Source organism: Mesorhizobium sp. M0862 (genome assembly GCF_040319795.1).
In the GTDB taxonomy this organism is placed as follows: Bacteria; Pseudomonadota; Alphaproteobacteria; order Rhizobiales; family Rhizobiaceae; genus Mesorhizobium.
In genome coordinates this window covers 487476-503035 of record NZ_JAMYOJ010000002.1, presented here as the reverse complement: position 1 = coordinate 503035, position 15560 = coordinate 487476, and the positions used below count along the sequence as shown (strand labels likewise).

Sequence of the window (15560 nt, the reverse complement as noted above, 5' to 3'; positions counted from 1 at the left end):
GTGACGCTGACCTTCGGCTATATGGAGCAGCCCAACATTCCGCGCGCGCTGGCGATCTGCCGCAAGCAGGGCTGGAAGTTCGACATCATGACGACGTCGTTCTTCCTGTCGCGGCGCTCGCTCAAGGCATCGCCCAATTCCGGCATGCCGGTGTGGCAGGACAAGCTGTTCATCGGGCTCGCCCGCTCGGCGGCCGATGCGACGGAGTATTTCCAGATCCCGACCGGACGTGTGGTCGAGATCGGCACGCAGGTGGCGATCTGAGGGTCTCGAACGGATAAATCGTCGAGGAGGCTAATATGAGCGGCGAATTGGTGCTGGTCACCGGCGGGTCCGGCTTCCTCGGCGCTCACTGCATCCTCGAACTGTTGAAGGCCGGCTACCGCGTCCGCACCTCCGTGCGATCGGCCAGGCGCGAAGCCGATGTGCTCGCCATGCTCAAGGCAGGTGGCACGGAGCCCGGTGACGCCCTTTCATTCGCCCATGCCGATCTGATGGCCGACGCAGGCTGGCCGGCGGCGGTGGCCGGCTGCGATTACGTGCTGCATGTCGCATCGCCTTTTCCGCCCGGCGTGCCCACGCATGAGGATGACCTGATCCTTCCGGCGCGCGAGGGCGCGTTGCGCGTGCTGCGGGCGGCGCGGGATGCCGGGGTCAGGCGCGTCGTGCTCACCTCATCCTTCGCGGCCGTCGGCTATGGCAAGATGCGCGCGGATGGGCAGCCTTTCAACGAGGAAAACTGGACCGATCCGGCAGGCAAGGTCAGCGCCTATGTGAAGTCCAAGACGCTCGCCGAGCGCGCGGCCTGGGATTTCATCGCCGAGCAGGGCGGCGCGCTGGAGCTTGCGGTCGTCAATCCCGTTGGCATCTTTGGACCGGTGCTCGGCGCGGACCATTCGACCTCGACCGAATTTGTCCAGCGCATGCTGAACGGCGCCGTGCCTGGGCTGCCGCGCCTGTCCTTCGGCGTCGTCGACGCGCGCGACGTGGCGGATCTGCATGTTCGCGCCATGACCCACCCCGCCGCCAAGGGCGAACGGTTCCTCGCTGTCGCCGGCGATTTCATGACGGTGCGCGAGATCGCGCAGACCCTGAAGACGCGGCTCGGGCCGGCGGCGTCGCGCGTCTCGACGCGGGAGTTTCCCGATTGGCTGGTGCGCATCATCGGGCTGTTCAATCCGGAAGCGGCACAACTCGCAACGGAACTGGGCAAGATCAAGAACGCCACCAACGCCAAGGCGGTGCGCGTGCTCGGCTGGGCGCCACGCTCGCGCGAAGATGCGTTGATTGCCACGGGCGAAAGCCTGATCCGGCTGGGACTGGTCAAGCGACGTAAGTAATTGTGCAGGAGGCCGAATCGTAAGGGCTCGGCGTCCCGCAACGGCAGCTTTCAGCCGGCCAGTGCAGCCTTGTTCGTCTCCAGAAACTGCTTCAGCGGCACCGACTTTCGGCCGGAGAGTTTTTCGACCGCGTCGGTCACCATGCCGAGGTCACCTGCGCGGGCGGCGGCGTCGAACGACACCAGCACCTTGGCGAAGGGTTCAGGCAGGCCGGCCGACTTCATTCCCGCGGTCAGGGCTTCGTCGGAAAGCTGGATGACCTGGATCGGCTTGCTGGTGACCTCGGTGACCAACGCCGCCACTTCGGCAGCCGTATACGCACTGGGGCCGGTCAGCGTGTAAGTCTCGCTTTCGCTGCTGTCCGAGGCGAGCCCCGCGGCGATGGCCGCCGCGAAATCGTCACGCGTGCCGTAGGAAATGGCGCCGTCGCCGGCGGAGGTGTACCACTGACCCGACGCCAGAACCTGCGGCAACGCCATGAACAGGTTCTCGTTATACCAGCCATTGCGGAATATCGTGTAGGGGATCCCGCTCGCCTTGATCGCCTGTTCGGTGTCGTAGTGGTCGGGCGCGAAAACAACCGGCGAACCAGGCTCGGGGTTGGGCATCGAGGTGTACAGCAGGTGGCCGACGCCAGCCTGTTTGGCCGCCGTCACCGCCGCAAGCTGCTGCTCGCGCCGCTTCCCCTGTACCTCAAGTTCGTTGGTCGAGATGACGAGTGCCCGGTCGGCTCCCGCGAAGGCCTCGGCAAGCGATTGCGGGTCGTTGAAGTCAGCGGCTCTGACGACGACGCCGCGCACCGCCAGATCGGCAAGGTTGGCGGGTGTACGGGTGGTGGCGATGATGCGGTTTGCGGGGATCTTTAATGTGTCCAGCAGGTGGTTGATGACGCCGCGGCCAAGCTGGCCGGAAGCGCCGGTGACGAGAAGGGTTGCGGTCATGGGGGATCCCTGAAATTGCGCCGGGTGGCGGGTGCTTCTGACAGTCTCAAAAAGAGACCAGCACTAAAATAAGAATTGACCGGCCACCGTAAAGAAGGCAGTTTTTAGGGAGGTAGGCACCGCCAGGGAACCAGCAGCCATGGACGGCAAGGTCGTCAATCTGAGAACCAAGCTCAATATATTCAAAGCCACCAGCGATGGCGCAAACATTGCCGATTGCCCGGTTCGCGACGTGATGCAGGGCGTGAACGGCAAATGGAGTTCGCTGCTGATGGCGGCGCTCGCCGAGCAGCCCTATCGTTTCGGCGAGTTGCGGCGCCTGGTGCCCGACATCTCGCAGCGCATGCTCACCCAGACGCTCCACGATCTGCAGCGCGACGGCTTTGTTCATCGCGAAGTGTTCCCGACCAAGCCGCCAAGCGTCGAATACAGCCTGACCGATCTCGGCCGTTCGATGTTCGGCGCCTTGCATCAATTGATCCTGTGGGCCGAACTCAACCATGGTGCGGTGCGCAAGGCGCGCGCTGCCTTCGACGCCGGTGGCTGATATTTTGGTCCATGCAGCAGCGGCTTGATTTGACAATGGCGCTGAAGGATTGTCCCGCCAGTGGTTGGGCGGGCAATGGAAAAATCTCTAGACATCGCGATTGCGGGCGCCGGCCCGGCAGGGCTCGCCACCGCGCTCTTTCTCAAGCGTGCGGGCCATAACGTCACCGTCTTCGAACGTTTCGAGGAGCCCAAGCCCGTCGGCTCCGGACTGATCCTGCAGCCGACCGGGCTGAGCGTGGTTGCCGATCTCGGCCTGCTCGACGACATTCTGGCGCTCGGCAGCCGCATCGAGCGTCTGCATGGCGCCGATGCCTCGACCGGCCGCACCGTGCTCGCCGTGCGCTACGATGCGCAGCCTGGCGGCCGTTTCGGGCTGGCGGTGCACCGGGCGGCGTTGTTCAACATGTTGTTTCGCGCCGCGCAGCGCCAAGGCATCGCCATCGAAACCGGTGTCGAGATCGAGACGCTGGACGTCGGTGAGCGGGCGGTCCTGATCTTCGACAAGAGCCGAACGGTGGGGGGCCGCAGGGCAGGGCCGTTCGACCTCGTGGTCGACGCCAGCGGCTCGCGTTCGAAGCTGCGCCGGTGCCTCAACGATCCGGCCCAGCCGCGGCAGCTCACTTACGGCGCGTTCTGGGCCTCGCTCGGCTGGCGCCAAGGCTTCGACGAAAATGCGCTGCTGCAGCGCTACGACAAGGCCAGCGTGATGATCGGCGTCCTGCCGATCGGCCGACCGGAACCGGGCGGGGAAAAGATGGCGGCGTTCTTCTGGAGCCTGAAGCCGGCGGATGCCGAAAACGTGCGCGCGGCAGGGCTCGACGCATGGAAGGCGAGACTGGTCTCGCTGTGGCCGCAGTGCGAGGCGTTCACCAGCCAGATCGACAGCTTCGACCAGCTGTCGCTGGCGCGCTACGGCCACCACACGATGAAGCTGCCGGCTGGCCGCAGGCTGGCCGTGATCGGCGATGCCGCGCATTCGACCAGCCCGCAGCTCGGGCAAGGCGCCAACATGGCGCTGCTCGACGCGGCAGCACTCAGCCATGCCTTGGCACAAACGGGCAACGTCGAGGCAGCGCTGGAAAGCTACGCCCGGGCGCGGCGATGGCATGTTTGGATCTTCCAGCTGCTGTCGCTGGCGCTGACGCCGTTCTACCAGTCGGACGGCACGATGCTGCCCTTCTTCCGCGACAGGCTGGTGGCAACCATCGCCAAAATCCCGCCAGTGCCAAGCGTGCTTGCCTCGATGGTGGCCGGCACGCTGATCGATCCGTTCAGGCGGATCGGGCTAGAGGAGGTGCACTGGCCAGATCATCGGGCGGGATCAGGGTCGAGAGAAACGAATTTCTCGCACGCAGGAATAGACGCAGCCGCTGCGGATAGTCCGGCGCCACGGCACCCTTGATCGAGGCGCGTTCGCTCAACGCCTTGCGCCAGGCCTGGACCAATGGCTTGCCGTCCAGAATGCCGAAATTGCCGATCCGGTCGAAGGCGTCGAGATAGCGGAAGACCGGGCCGTAGACGGCGTCGACGAGGCAAAAGCGCTGGCCGCTGAACCACGGTCCGGCCTGGTCGGCCAATTCGTTCTCGACACGATCGAACATGGCTGACAGCGCTGCGGATTCCGCCAGGAAGGCGGCCTCCGTCGATGCCGAGTAGAACCGGCCGATGGCGTTCAATGTCGCTGAGCCGAACTCGATCCAGGCGCGATGCCGGGCACGGGCGTAGGCGTCGGCCGGATGCAGAGGATTGGCTTGCGTCTCCTCGAGGAATTCGAGAATAACGGCAGATTCGAAGATCACCGTCTCCTCGCCATTTGCGTGGACGATCAGCAGCGGCACCTTGCCCAGCGGCGAAATCGCCTTGAACCAGTCCGGCCTGTTGGCGAGGTCAATGGTGACACGCTCGAACGGTACGCCCTTCTCGGCCAGCGAGATCGCCGCGCGCTGCACATAGGGGCATAGATGATGGCTGACGAGAATGAGCTTGCCAGTCATTTCATTCTTCTCAGTCATTTCATTCTTCTCAGTCATTTCATTCTTCTCAGGCATGTCACTCTCCCCAGACATAGTTCAACGCGCCGTCCTCGACGCGCGTCGACAGGAACATCAGTCGCGACGCTTTTGGCGCCGGACCTTCGATCCGGTCGCCTGATGTCATGTCGAAGGCGGCGCCGTGCCATTGGCAGACCAGCTTGCCGTCCTTGCAGTCGAGCGGCCCGCCGAAATGCAGGCAGACATTGGCGGCGGCGCGGATGCGCTCACCGCTGCGCCAAATATGGACCTCGCGGCCGAAGAATGGCGCGATCAGGCTGCCCGTCTGTGGGACGTCGGCGACTTTGCAAATTTCGTGTTTCATGGATCTTTCCCGGATCGATGCAGTTGCATGCATATAGATGCAAGTGCATTGACCGTCAAGCTTGATGCAACTGCATCTATCGCCTAGAATGGGTCATGGCCAAAACAACCACGCCTTCGCCCGAAGCCGTCAAGGCCTGGGCCCGCCTGATGCGGGTTTCGCGCCAGCTCATCGAAAAGGCGGAAGAGGCTTTGAAGACTAGCGGCTTGCCGCCGCTCGACTGGTATGACGTGCTGCATGAACTCGCCGAGGCGGGTGAGGGCGGGCTGCGGCCATTTCAGCTGACCGAGCGCACTCTGTTTGCGCAGTATAATATCTCGCGGCTTCTGGCGCGGCTCGAGGCCGAAGGACTGGTCGAGAAACTCAGGGTTGCCGACGACGGCCGCGGCCAAACCATCCGCATCTCGGCCAAGGGCCGTGAGACCAGGCGACGGATGTGGGCTGTCTATGGACGGTCGATTGCGGAATTGGTCGGCGCAAAACTCTCCGCGGAGGAGCTGAAGATACTGGCGAGCCTGCTTGGAGAGCTGCGCCATCCGCCCGCCGATGATTGATCCGTCAGAATCTCGTGGTTTGCTCGGCGGCTCTCACGTCGACGATTTTTCTACCTGACCCCTTGCGTCGAGCATAGGATTGCGCAATATGCCGAACCGTAACGTACGGTACGCCGTTTGAGGCGACCCGGCGACCTCATCGAATGGGCGGAAATTGTTGCAGGCAAGCGCCGACATCGATACCAGCGAAGTGCTGACAGAGCGGCAAAAGGCCGTCCTGGACGCGGCTTTGCGGCTGCTGGTCGAGGAGGGCGACAATCTGACCATGACGGCGGTGGCGCGCCGCGCCAGCTGCTCGAAGGAAACGCTCTACAAATGGTTCGGCGACCGCGACGGACTGCTGACGGCGACCGTGCAGTGGCAGGCATCGAAAGTGCGCGTGGTGCCGGTCGACGGTGAGCGGCTGGATCTTGCCTCGCTGACGGCAAGCCTGGAAGGCTTCGCCTCGGACTGGCTGAAGGTGATTTCGAGCGATACCTCGATCGCGCTGAACCGCGTCGCGGTCGGCCATGCCGGATCCGGAAAGGACGATCTCGGCGCCATCGTGCTGGAGAATGGCCGTTTCGCGGTGGCCAGACGGCTGAAGCCGGTGCTGCTTGCCGGCAAGCAGGCCGGGCTGCTCGACTTTACGGACGCCGAAATGGCGTTCCGGACCTTTTTCGGGCTGGTCGCCCGCGACGTGCAGATCCGTCTCCTGCTCGGCGACAGGCTGGAATTGACTGAAGCGGCGATCGGCGGCGATGCCGCCCGGGCGACGCAGCAGTTTCTCGCTCTTTATGGAGCAAAAACCGGGCCGCAAGGCCTCTAATCTCTACGGGAAGGAAGCAAAAGATGCGTGTCTATTACGATCGCGACGCCGATCTCAATCTGATCAAGGGCAAGAAGGTCGCCATTATCGGCTATGGCAGCCAGGGCCGGGCGCACGCGCTCAACCTCAAGGATTCCGGCGCCAAGGAAATCGCCATCGGCCTCAAGGCGGGATCGGCGACCGCCAAGAAGGTCGAGGCTGACGGGCTCAAGGTGATGAGCGTGGCGGACGCTGCCAAATGGGCCGATTTGATGATGATGGCGACGCCTGACGAATTGCAGGCCGACATCTACAAAAACGAAATCGCGCCAAACATTCGTGACGGCGCCGCGATTGCCTTCGCGCACGGCCTCAACGTGCATTTCGGCCTCATCGAGCCGAAGTCGACCGTCGATGTCGTCATGATCGCGCCGAAAGGCCCCGGCCACACGGTGCGCGGCGAATACCAGAAGGGCGGCGGCGTGCCGTGCCTGGTCGCCGTCAACCAGGATGCTTCCGGCAACGCGCTCGATCTCGCTCTGTCCTACGCCTGCGGCGTCGGCGGCGGCCGTTCGGGCATCATCGAGACCAATTTCCGCGAGGAATGCGAGACCGATCTGTTTGGCGAGCAGGTCGTGCTCTGCGGCGGCCTGGTCGAACTGATCCGCGCCGGTTTTGAGACGCTGGTGGAAGCCGGCTATGCGCCCGAAATGGCCTATTTCGAGTGCCTGCACGAGGTCAAGCTGATCGTCGACCTGATTTATGAAGGCGGCATCGCCAACATGAACTACTCGATCTCGAACACCGCCGAATGGGGCGAATATGTCTCGGGCCCGCGCATCATCACCGCCGAGACCAAGGCCGAGATGAAGCGCGTGCTGAAGGACATCCAGACCGGTAAGTTCACCTCGGAATGGATGCAGGAATACCGCGCCGGCATGTCGCGCTTCAAAGGCATCCGCCGCAACAATGACAGCCACCAGATCGAGGAAGTCGGCGCCAAGCTGCGCGCCATGATGCCCTGGATTTCCAAGAACAAGCTGGTCGACAAGGCCAAGAACTAACCCGCAGTCGTCAGGATTGGGAGCAATGAGCCGGCGGAGCGATTCGCCGGCTCTTTCATGCCGGTTTATCGATCAGGACGCTCAGCCATAGTGCCAATGCGGCTTCGGCTCGGTGCCGGTGAACTCGACGCCGATGCGGTCGTCGCGGCGCCAGCGCACGATGGCCTTGTAGCCGATGCCGTCGACAGGCACATAGAGCAGGAACTCGTCCGGCACGCGCGCGTCTATCGAGACTTTCAGTTCGGCGCCGCCGGCATGCATGTTGCGGACCGTGCACTTGACCTCGGAATTGGTGAGGCCGGTCAGAATCGTCGCGCCCTTCAGCACGCGCTGCCGGTGTTTGTTTCGCAATTCGTTGTCGGCCATGACGGCGTCCTTCGCGACCGGATCGGCGCGATCGTCAGATGGGGCACGATATCACGGATAGGCTGAGCCGATAAACATATGGTTAGCGGTGACCGAGACCAGCCGTCTTTCCCAATGAAAACGGCGCCGCGATGGGGCGGCGCCGTCGTTTATTGTCGTTTATAGGTCAGCTGTAGGGCGACCAGCATTGCTGGCGCGGGCCACCATAGGGCTGGAACGTGTTGTCCCAGGCCCGGTAGGACCGATAGCGGTCGTAGCACCACTGGACATGGGCGCTGGACAGACGCTGCGTGCGGTAATAGCGGCGGGGCGCCGGCTGCACGTAGTAGCCGTCATTGTAATAGCCGTTGTTGTAGTAGCCGTTGTTGTAGATGCTGCCGAGGCCGAGACCCAGGCCGAGGCCGAGAACTGCTGCGGCGCCGGTGTCAAAATCACGGCCGCGATGGTGGCGGTGATGGCGCCAGCGCCAGTTGTCGCCGCCGTTCCAGTTGCCGCCATTCCAATTGCCGTTGTTCCAGTTGCCTGACCCGGCAAAGCGACGGCTGTCGTGGCGGCGCCACTGCCAATCGTTGAAGGAGCGGCGGTCATTGCCGCCCGCCCAGCTGTCGCGAACCGGTGTGATGTCAGACAATGCGGTGCTTGCCGGCACCGACAAGTCCGGCTGCAGGATCGGGCCCGCGGCGGATGGCGCCGTGAGACCCGAGAAAAGACCGAGCGCTAACAGCCCGGATTTGACTGTGGACGAAAAGAGCGAGCTCATTGCACTCTCCAAGTGATACAGGCCCCACGCCCGGATACCCCAGGGAAGTGGCCTATTGATGGACCTTGGCGTCTGAACGGAGGATGAACAGAAAGGTTCCATCAGCCATGACGAGCAGCCCTTGTTTTCATTGGCGCTTGCGGGCAAAGGTCAGTCCATGTCGCTGCGCCTCGCCACTTTCAATGTCGAAAACCTGATGAACAGGTTCGATTACTCGGGCTTCCGCAACCAGCTCAACGAAGACCGCACGCTGGCGCTTTTCGACATCCAGAGCGAAGCCGAATACCGGATGCTGGAGCAGGCGCGCGCCATCGCGCAATCCGACGATACGCGCCAGTTGACCGCGCTCGCCATCGCCGCCACCCGCGCGGACATCATCTGCATGCAGGAGGTTGACAACATCGAGGCGCTGAAGGCGTTCGAGTATGGCTATCTCTTCAAGATGGTGGGCGAGGGTTACCGGCAGAAATACACCACCGCCGGCAATGATTCGCGCGGCATCGACGTTGCCGTGATGATGCGCAACGAGACCGCGCAAGGTCAGCCGATCGAATTCGTGCGCATGACCAGCCATGCCTATGTCACGTTCGAGCAGTTCGGGCTGCACACGCCTGAACTCGAGGCGCTCGGCAACCTGGCCAACGAACGCATCTTCCGGCGCGATTGCCTGGAGGTCGACATCAAGGTCGGCGGCGTGCCGCTGACGCTTTACCTCGTCCATTTCAAATCGATGGGCTCGCCGCGCAACGGGCTCGACGGACGCGAGGCGACGATGCCGGTGCGCATCGCCGAGGCGCAAGCCGTGCGCCGCATCATCGAGGAGCGCTTCGGCAAAGAGCACGCAGCCGATAAAAACTGGGCGATCTGCGGCGACATGAACGACTACCGCCAGCGGGTGAAGATCGAGGGCGACGCCGTCGACGGCTACCGCTTCCAGGTGATCGACGAGAGCCAGTCCTGTATCGATGTGCTCACCGCCGGCGGCTTTTGCGAAAACGTCGTCGAACGCCGGCCGGAGATGGACCGCTGGAGTTTCTACCACACGCGCGGGCCGAAGGAGCGGCATCTGTGCCAGCTCGACTACATCCTGCTGTCGAAAGGGCTGGCGGCGAAGAATGCGACGGCGGTTCCCGACATCATCCGCAACGGCCAGCCCTGGCGCACCATCTTTCCGGCGGGACAGGCGGTGGAGCGCTTTCCGCGCGCCGGCTGGGACCGGCCGAAGGCGTCGGACCATTGTCCCGTCGCAATTACCCTGGACATGGCTTGAGCACGGTGAGCTTCGACCTGCCGCGCAACGTCATCCTGCCCGTCGACGAAATCGACGTCCGGCTCGACCCCGGCCCGCATCCGTTCGAGCGCGACAACGCGCAGGCGATCACTGACAACTGGCGGCGCGAGGTCACGGCCAATCCGGCGCTGTTCGACGGCACGGTGGTGCTGCTCTCGGCGCTCGCCTGGCGCGACAACCGGATCGTCGGGCGTTGTCACGCGGTGAAGTACTCGACCTTCCTGCTGTGGCGAAAGAACCGGCAGGGGACGGGCGCCGAGCATGCCTATGGCCACGCCATGCTGGTCGCCGGCGACAACGCCCTGGTGGCGATCCGCATGGGCGCGCACACGGTCCCGGCCGGCAGTGTCTACTTCGCTGCCGGCTCGTTCGAGCCGATCGATTTTCGCGATGGCCGCGTCGATGTCGATTTCAACATGATCCGTGAAGTGCGCGAGGAGACCGGGCTTGACCTGACAGGCGCTGCGCGCGGCAAGCGCTACCATGCGCTGTCGACTTCGACCGGCACGGTCCTCTTCCGCCGCTACCACGTCGATGCGCCGGCCGACGAGATTGCGCGGCGCATCGGCGCCTTCGTCGCGACCGAGACCGAGCCGGAGATCGAGGGGCCGGTGATCATCCGCCACGCCGCCGACCTGCCGGAAGGGCTGGCACCGCATATGAAGCCGCTGGTCGAGTGGCATTTTGGCGGTGGCGGGGGCTAACGGCGCGGATTGTTCTGCGCCGCCTTGCGGTCGTTGCGGGCGGCGACGAGGAACAGGATAACGCCGATGCCCAGCAATCCACCCATGACCATGCCCATCGTCTGGCCGACGACTGCCTGAAAATCGGCGGTGACACGATCGGGATTGGCCATGCCGTAGCGGGCGAGATACCACCAAAGTCCCGCAAGGGCGCCTTCGATGATCACCATCGTCAGAATTAGCCGCGCCTTCTTGCTCATTGCCACTCCTTGACCAGATGCTTTGCTCTAAAATTAGCATCGCAGACCGGACGACAACAAGTATTGCCGATGTCGACAAGCACCCATCCTTGTGGATAGCGGTTGGTTGCGGTGGAGCTGATCTGGCGCTTATTCGTGGCGCAGCGCGTCGATCGGGTCGAGCCTGGCGCCGCGCAGCGCCGGGAAGAAGCCGAACACCATGCCGATCAGCGCCGAAAAACCGACGGCGAGCAGGATGACCGCCGGGCTCGGCGCAAACGGTATGGCCAGCGTTGCCGAGGCGAGGCCGGCCAGCGCCAGGCCGATCAGGATGCCGATAATGCCGCCGAGCAGCGACAGCACCGTCGCCTCGACCAGGAACTGGATGAGGATGTGCTTTTCATGCGCGCCGATGGCGAGCCTGATGCCGATCTCGCGGGTGCGCTCAGTGACCGAGACCAGCATGATGTTCATGATCCCGATGCCGCCGACCAGCAGGCTGACGCCCGCGACGGCGCCCAGCATGCCGGTCATGGTGGTGGTGGCGCTGGCCATGGCGTCGGCGATCTGGGTCATGTCGCGGATCGAGAAATCGTCTTCGCGGTCCGGCGTGATGCGGCGGGTGTCGCGCAAAATGTCCTCGACTCGCGGCTGCAATTCGGTGGTCGGGGTGCGGTCGTCGGCGGCGACGTAGATGTTGTCGATGTCGCGGTTGCCGGCGATGCGGCGCTGATAGGCGGCAAGCGGCATCAAGACGACATTGTCCTGGTCCTGGCCGAAGCCGGTATAGCCCTTGGGTTCGAGCAGGCCGATGATCTTGCACGAGGTGCGGTTGACGCGGATGATCTCGCCCTCGGGTTCGCCGGCGCCGAAGAATTGCTGGCGCACCGTTTCGCCGATCAGGCAGACGCCGGTGCCGGAGCGTGTTTCCGAATCCGAGAACGGGCGGCCCGACACCAGCTTCCAGTCGCGGGCGTCGAGATAGGCGCTGTCGGTGCCGGTGACGCCCGAGGTCAGGCTCTCGGTGCCGAAAATGACGCGGACTTGTTTCTGCGACGCCGGCGCAATGGCGCGCGCTCCGGTCAGGTGGGCTACGAGGGCGGCTACATCCTTGTCGGCCAGAGGCCGTACCGCCTGGTCGAGCCCGCCTGGTCCGCCGGTGCCTGCCGGGCGGCCGGAACGGACGACGAGCAGGTTCGAGCCGAGCTTGGCGATGTCCGACTTGACCTTGGCCGTGGTGCCCGAACCGATGGTCAGCATGGCGATGACGGCGGCGACACCGATGACGATGCCGAGCAGCGTCAGGAACGAGCGCAGCACATTGCGGCGGATGGAGCGCAGAGAGAGGCGGACGGTTTCCCAGATCATGACGCCAACTCCGACTTGGCCGTGTCGGACGCGACGTGGCCGTCGAGGAAGCGGATGGTGCGCTCGGCATAATCGGCGACATCGGCCTCGTGGGTGACCATGGCGATGGTCAAGCCGAGCTCCCGGTTCAGCCGCGTCAACAACTCCATGATCTCATGCGTGCGGGCGGTGTCGAGATTGCCGGTCGGCTCGTCGGCGACGAGCAGCGTCGGCCTGGTGACGATGGCGCGCGCGATCGCCACGCGCTGTTGCTGGCCGCCGGAGAGTTCGGCCGGCGTGTGGTGTTCGCGCCCGACCAGGCCGACCTCCGCCAGCGCCTGCATGGCAAGATCGCGGCGCTCGCGGGCCGGCGCGCCGCGATAGATCAGCGGCAGCTCGACATTTTCCGCCGCCGTGGTGCGCGGCAACAGATTGTAACCCTGGAAGACGAAGCCGATATAGAGATTGCGCAGAAGCGCCCGGCGGTTGCGGTCGAGCCGCCCGGCGTCGATGCCCATGAAGGAGTAGGTTCCGGCCGTCGGCGTGTCGAGGCAACCGATGATGTTCATCGCGGTCGATTTGCCCGAACCGGACGGGCCCATGATGGCGACGAATTCGCCACGCTGGATGGCGAGGTCGACGCCGGCCAGCGCATGGACCTTGGCTTCGCCCTGGCCATAGCTCTTCCAGACCGTGTCGAAACCGATGAGGCCCGCGGCCATGGCGTCAGCTCCGCAGCTGCGAGGTCGTGATAACCTCTGCACCTTCATCCAGCCCGGAGGTGATCTCGGTCAGTTCGCCGTCGGTGGAGCCGATCTTGACGTTGACCGGGTGCGGCCGGCCGTTCTCCAGCACATAGAGCGTGCGTGAGCCGTCGGTGGGCGCCTTCACCGGCTGGCGGCGGTTGCCGCCACGGCCCATGCGGCCGGTGAACAGATCGCTGAGGCTCCACGCGCGCGCGGCCTGCTGCGCCGGGCGGTAGCGGAAAGCGGTGGACGGCACGGTGAGCACGCTCTTGGCCTGCCTGGTGACGACCGAAACCGTGGCGGTCATGCCGGGCCGCAGCAAAAGCTCGTTATTGTCGACTTCCAACCGTGCATTGTAGGTGACGACGCCGTCGGTGGTGACCGAGGCGTAGGAGATGTCGCGGATCTCGGCGTCGAACGGCCGCTCCGGAAAGGCATCGACGGTGAAGCGTGCATGCTGGCCTGGTTTGACCGCGCCGATATCGGCCTCGTCGACCGCCGCCACCAATTCCATGTTCCTCAAATCGGCGGCGATGATGAACAGAACCGGCGCCTGCAGCGAGGAGGCGACCGTCTGGCCGGGGTCGACGGAACGCGTCAAGACGATGCCGTCAATCGGCGCATAGATGGTGCTCTTGGCAAGGTCGGTCTGCTGCGCCTTGAGATCGGCCTGGGCGATGGCGAGATTGGCCTGCGCACTATCGAGCGCCGCCTTGGAGCGGTCGCGCGTGGCAGTCGCCGCCTCGAGCGACTGATCGGTCGCCATGCCACGCCTGGTCAGTTCGGCCGCGCGGGTGAGGGCGCTTTCGTTCTCCTTCAGGGTTACCGTGGCGTCCTCGACATTGGCGGCAGCGGCCTTGGCCGAGGCTTCGGCGCGTTCGATCTGGACCTCAAGTTTCACCGTGTCGAGCGTCGCCAGCACATCGCCCTTCTTGACCTGCTGGTTCTCTTCGGCCGACACCGAGCGGATGATGCCGGACAGTTCGCTTGAAATGTCGACCTGGGTGAGGGGCTGCAGCGTGCCGGTCGCCGATACCGCGACGGTGAGGTCGGCAATGGTGGCCGGCGTTGTGGTGTAGTCGATCTTGGCCGGGGAGCCGGCATACCATTGGTAGCCGGCGAGGCCGCCGGCAACGGCGATCAGCGCCAGCAGCGCGTAAAGCCAGCCACGACGGCGCGTCTTGCGCACACCACTCTGGTCAAGCCCAAGCGCCGCCTCGATGGCGGAATCCAATTCCGTCTTTGGCAGATTGACAAGCTGGTCCACGCCGGACGCCTATGAAAGCGTAATGTCCCTATATGTGCACAGATCAGGCTTGGTGGTTCGAATATCAAATTAAATTTCGGCCATGTTCGGATTGAGGCGGAAGGTTTTTCAAGATGCAGACCCGCAATTACTTGCTCTACGATGTGTTTACGACGGAGCGGCTGGCCGGCAATCCGCTGGCTGTCGTGCTCGACAGCCAAGGGCTGGATACAGCCGCCATGCAGGCCATTGCGCGCGAGTTCAACCTGTCCGAATCGGTCTTCGTGCTGCCGCCGGACAATCCAAAACATCGCAACCGCATCCGCATTTTCACGCCCGACTATGAGATGCCGTTCGCCGGACATCCGACAGTTGGCGCCGCGATCGCGCTGGCCGAACTGACAGGCGAGGGCGAAGCCGGCATCTTCGTGCTGGAGGAGAATATCGGCCCGGTGCGCTGCGCCGTCAGCCGGCACGATGGCGCCACCTTTGCCGAGTTCGACCTGGCGAAGCTGCCGGAGCCGCTGAAGCTCGATGCCGACCCGGAGGCGATCGGCGCCGCCCTCGGGCTGGCGCCGCACGAGATCGGCTTCGAGAATCACCTGGTGTCGTTCTGGTCGGCAGGCGTGCCTTACGTCACCATTCCGGTTGCCAATCTGGAGGCTGCCGGCCGGATCAAGCTCGACAACCAGGTCTGGTCGGAACTGGCGCCGCGCAAGAGCGAATGGGCCTTCGCCAGCCCGTATGTCTATTGCCGCCAGACGGTGAACCATGACAGCGCCTTCCATGTCCGCATGATCGTGCCGGGCACGCCGTCCTATGAAGACCCGGCGACCGGGTCGGCGGCCGCGGCCTTTGCCGGCGCCATCATGCAGTTCGATGGCCCGACCGACGGCATTTCGCAACTGTGGATCGAGCAGGGACTGGAGATGGGCCGCCCGTCACGTATCCGGCTCGAACTCACTGTCGAAGGCGGAAAACTGGCCTCCGCGCGCATTGGCGGCCATGCCATCAAGGTGGCGGAAGGCAGGCTGTTCGTGTGACCGCCAGCGGCAGTTCAGCGATTTGTCGGGAAATGATTCCGGCAGGGCTGGACAGGACCGGTATCGGCGGCTATATGCCCGCCAACGCCGGTTTTACCGGTCGAGTGGGTGCGTAGCTCAGTTGGTAGAGCAGCTGACTCTTAATCAGCGGGTCCACAGTTCAATCCTGTGCGCACCCACCAAATTTCTAGAAGAGTTGGTGGAAGACCTTGGGATGCCGGACGCGTTGACGCGCCTCGACATGCCTCA

General features: G+C 64.0%; 18 protein-coding genes, 1 tRNA gene and 1 pseudogene. 11 read left to right on the top strand and 9 right to left on the bottom strand.

The features are described from left to right. A partial coding sequence (locus NKI15_RS05070) for a KUP/HAK/KT family potassium transporter (RefSeq protein WP_502898673.1) occupies window positions 1-264 on the top strand: 264 nt, incomplete at its 5' end. A gap of 35 nt (window positions 265-299) precedes the next feature. Then, on the top strand, window positions 300-1340 hold the full coding sequence (locus NKI15_RS05065; protein ID WP_023712682.1) for an SDR family oxidoreductase: 1041 nt from the start codon (window positions 300-302) through the stop codon (window positions 1338-1340). Window positions 1341-1390: 50 nt separating this feature from the next. On the opposite strand, the gene NKI15_RS05060 is transcribed toward NKI15_RS05065, so the two are convergent. Further along, window positions 1391-2281 (bottom strand): SDR family oxidoreductase, encoded by an 891-nt coding sequence (locus NKI15_RS05060; protein WP_023727713.1) that lies wholly within the window; start codon window positions 2279-2281, stop codon window positions 1391-1393. 139 nt (window positions 2282-2420) lie between these two features. Between NKI15_RS05060 and NKI15_RS05055 the strand changes: the two genes are divergently transcribed. Beyond that, on the top strand, window positions 2421-2828 hold the full coding sequence (locus NKI15_RS05055; protein ID WP_023690335.1) for a winged helix-turn-helix transcriptional regulator: 408 nt from the start codon (window positions 2421-2423) through the stop codon (window positions 2826-2828). 75 nt (window positions 2829-2903) lie between these two features. Further along, window positions 2904-4145, top strand: a pseudogene (locus tag NKI15_RS05050) (FAD-dependent oxidoreductase); the annotation flags it as partial. On the opposite strand, the gene NKI15_RS05045 reads toward NKI15_RS05050, so the two are convergent. After that, complete coding sequence (locus NKI15_RS05045; RefSeq protein WP_081839885.1) at window positions 4102-4842, bottom strand: glutathione S-transferase family protein; 741 nt, start codon at window positions 4840-4842, stop codon at window positions 4102-4104. The pseudogene NKI15_RS05050 and the gene NKI15_RS05045 overlap by 44 nt on opposite strands. Before the next feature lie 37 nt (window positions 4843-4879). Further along, on the bottom strand, window positions 4880-5185 hold the full coding sequence (locus NKI15_RS05040; RefSeq protein WP_023690332.1) for a Rieske (2Fe-2S) protein: 306 nt from the start codon (window positions 5183-5185) through the stop codon (window positions 4880-4882). 95 nt (window positions 5186-5280) lie between these two features. On the opposite strand from NKI15_RS05040, the gene NKI15_RS05035 reads away from it, so the two are divergent. The 3 genes from NKI15_RS05035 (at window position 5281) to ilvC (ending at window position 7590) form a co-directional block, all read left to right on the top strand. Then, on the top strand, window positions 5281-5739 hold the full coding sequence (locus tag NKI15_RS05035) for a MarR family winged helix-turn-helix transcriptional regulator (protein WP_023698360.1): 459 nt from the start codon (window positions 5281-5283) through the stop codon (window positions 5737-5739). 157 nt (window positions 5740-5896) lie between these two features. Continuing rightward, on the top strand, window positions 5897-6547 hold the full coding sequence (locus tag NKI15_RS05030) for a TetR/AcrR family transcriptional regulator (protein ID WP_502898675.1): 651 nt from the start codon (window positions 5897-5899) through the stop codon (window positions 6545-6547). A 23-nt stretch (window positions 6548-6570) separates the two neighbouring features. After that, window positions 6571-7590, top strand: coding sequence for a ketol-acid reductoisomerase (gene ilvC, locus NKI15_RS05025; protein WP_013531065.1), 1020 nt, complete (start codon window positions 6571-6573; stop codon window positions 7588-7590). Window positions 7591-7671: 81 nt separating this feature from the next. Here the strand turns inward: ilvC and NKI15_RS05020 are convergent, their stop codons facing one another. Further along, complete coding sequence (locus NKI15_RS05020) at window positions 7672-7956, bottom strand: PilZ domain-containing protein (protein ID WP_023685169.1); 285 nt, start codon at window positions 7954-7956, stop codon at window positions 7672-7674. Between the two features lie 166 nt (window positions 7957-8122). Beyond that, complete coding sequence (locus NKI15_RS05015; RefSeq protein WP_023690328.1) at window positions 8123-8716, bottom strand: BA14K family protein; 594 nt, start codon at window positions 8714-8716, stop codon at window positions 8123-8125. A gap of 157 nt (window positions 8717-8873) precedes the next feature. On the opposite strand from NKI15_RS05015, the gene NKI15_RS05010 reads away from it, so the two are divergent. Continuing rightward, window positions 8874-9986, top strand: coding sequence for an endonuclease/exonuclease/phosphatase family protein (locus NKI15_RS05010; protein ID WP_023690932.1), 1113 nt, complete (start codon window positions 8874-8876; stop codon window positions 9984-9986). 5 nt (window positions 9987-9991) lie between these two features. Further along, the gene (locus NKI15_RS05005) at window positions 9992-10711 is read left to right on the top strand and encodes an NUDIX hydrolase (protein WP_023668380.1); all 720 of its coding nucleotides are present in this window, start codon (window positions 9992-9994) and stop codon (window positions 10709-10711) included. Here NKI15_RS05005 and NKI15_RS05000 read toward each other — a convergent pair. From NKI15_RS05000 to NKI15_RS04985, 4 genes are all read right to left on the bottom strand, one after another. Next, a complete protein-coding gene (locus NKI15_RS05000) occupies window positions 10708-10950 on the bottom strand; it encodes a hypothetical protein (protein WP_023690325.1) in 243 nt (80 codons plus the stop codon). The genes NKI15_RS05005 and NKI15_RS05000 overlap by 4 nt on opposite strands. A gap of 129 nt (window positions 10951-11079) precedes the next feature. After that, on the bottom strand, window positions 11080-12297 hold the full coding sequence (locus tag NKI15_RS04995) for an ABC transporter permease (protein WP_023685173.1): 1218 nt from the start codon (window positions 12295-12297) through the stop codon (window positions 11080-11082). Then, complete coding sequence (locus NKI15_RS04990; protein WP_023685174.1) at window positions 12294-12998, bottom strand: ABC transporter ATP-binding protein; 705 nt, start codon at window positions 12996-12998, stop codon at window positions 12294-12296. Before NKI15_RS04990 ends, NKI15_RS04995 begins: the two co-directional genes overlap by 4 nt. 4 nt (window positions 12999-13002) lie before the next feature. After that, window positions 13003-14289: an efflux RND transporter periplasmic adaptor subunit gene (locus NKI15_RS04985; RefSeq protein WP_352514995.1), complete on the bottom strand. Its 1287-nt coding sequence runs from the start codon at window positions 14287-14289 to the stop codon at window positions 13003-13005. A 113-nt stretch (window positions 14290-14402) separates the two neighbouring features. Between NKI15_RS04985 and NKI15_RS04980 the strand changes: the two genes are divergently transcribed. Both NKI15_RS04980 and NKI15_RS04975 read left to right on the top strand, forming a co-directional pair. Further along, the gene (locus tag NKI15_RS04980; RefSeq protein ID WP_023827323.1) at window positions 14403-15311 is read left to right on the top strand and encodes a PhzF family phenazine biosynthesis protein; all 909 of its coding nucleotides are present in this window, start codon (window positions 14403-14405) and stop codon (window positions 15309-15311) included. Window positions 15312-15417: 106 nt separating this feature from the next. Further along, window positions 15418-15493, top strand: a tRNA-Lys gene (locus tag NKI15_RS04975). Window positions 15494-15560 lie beyond the last annotated feature (67 nt).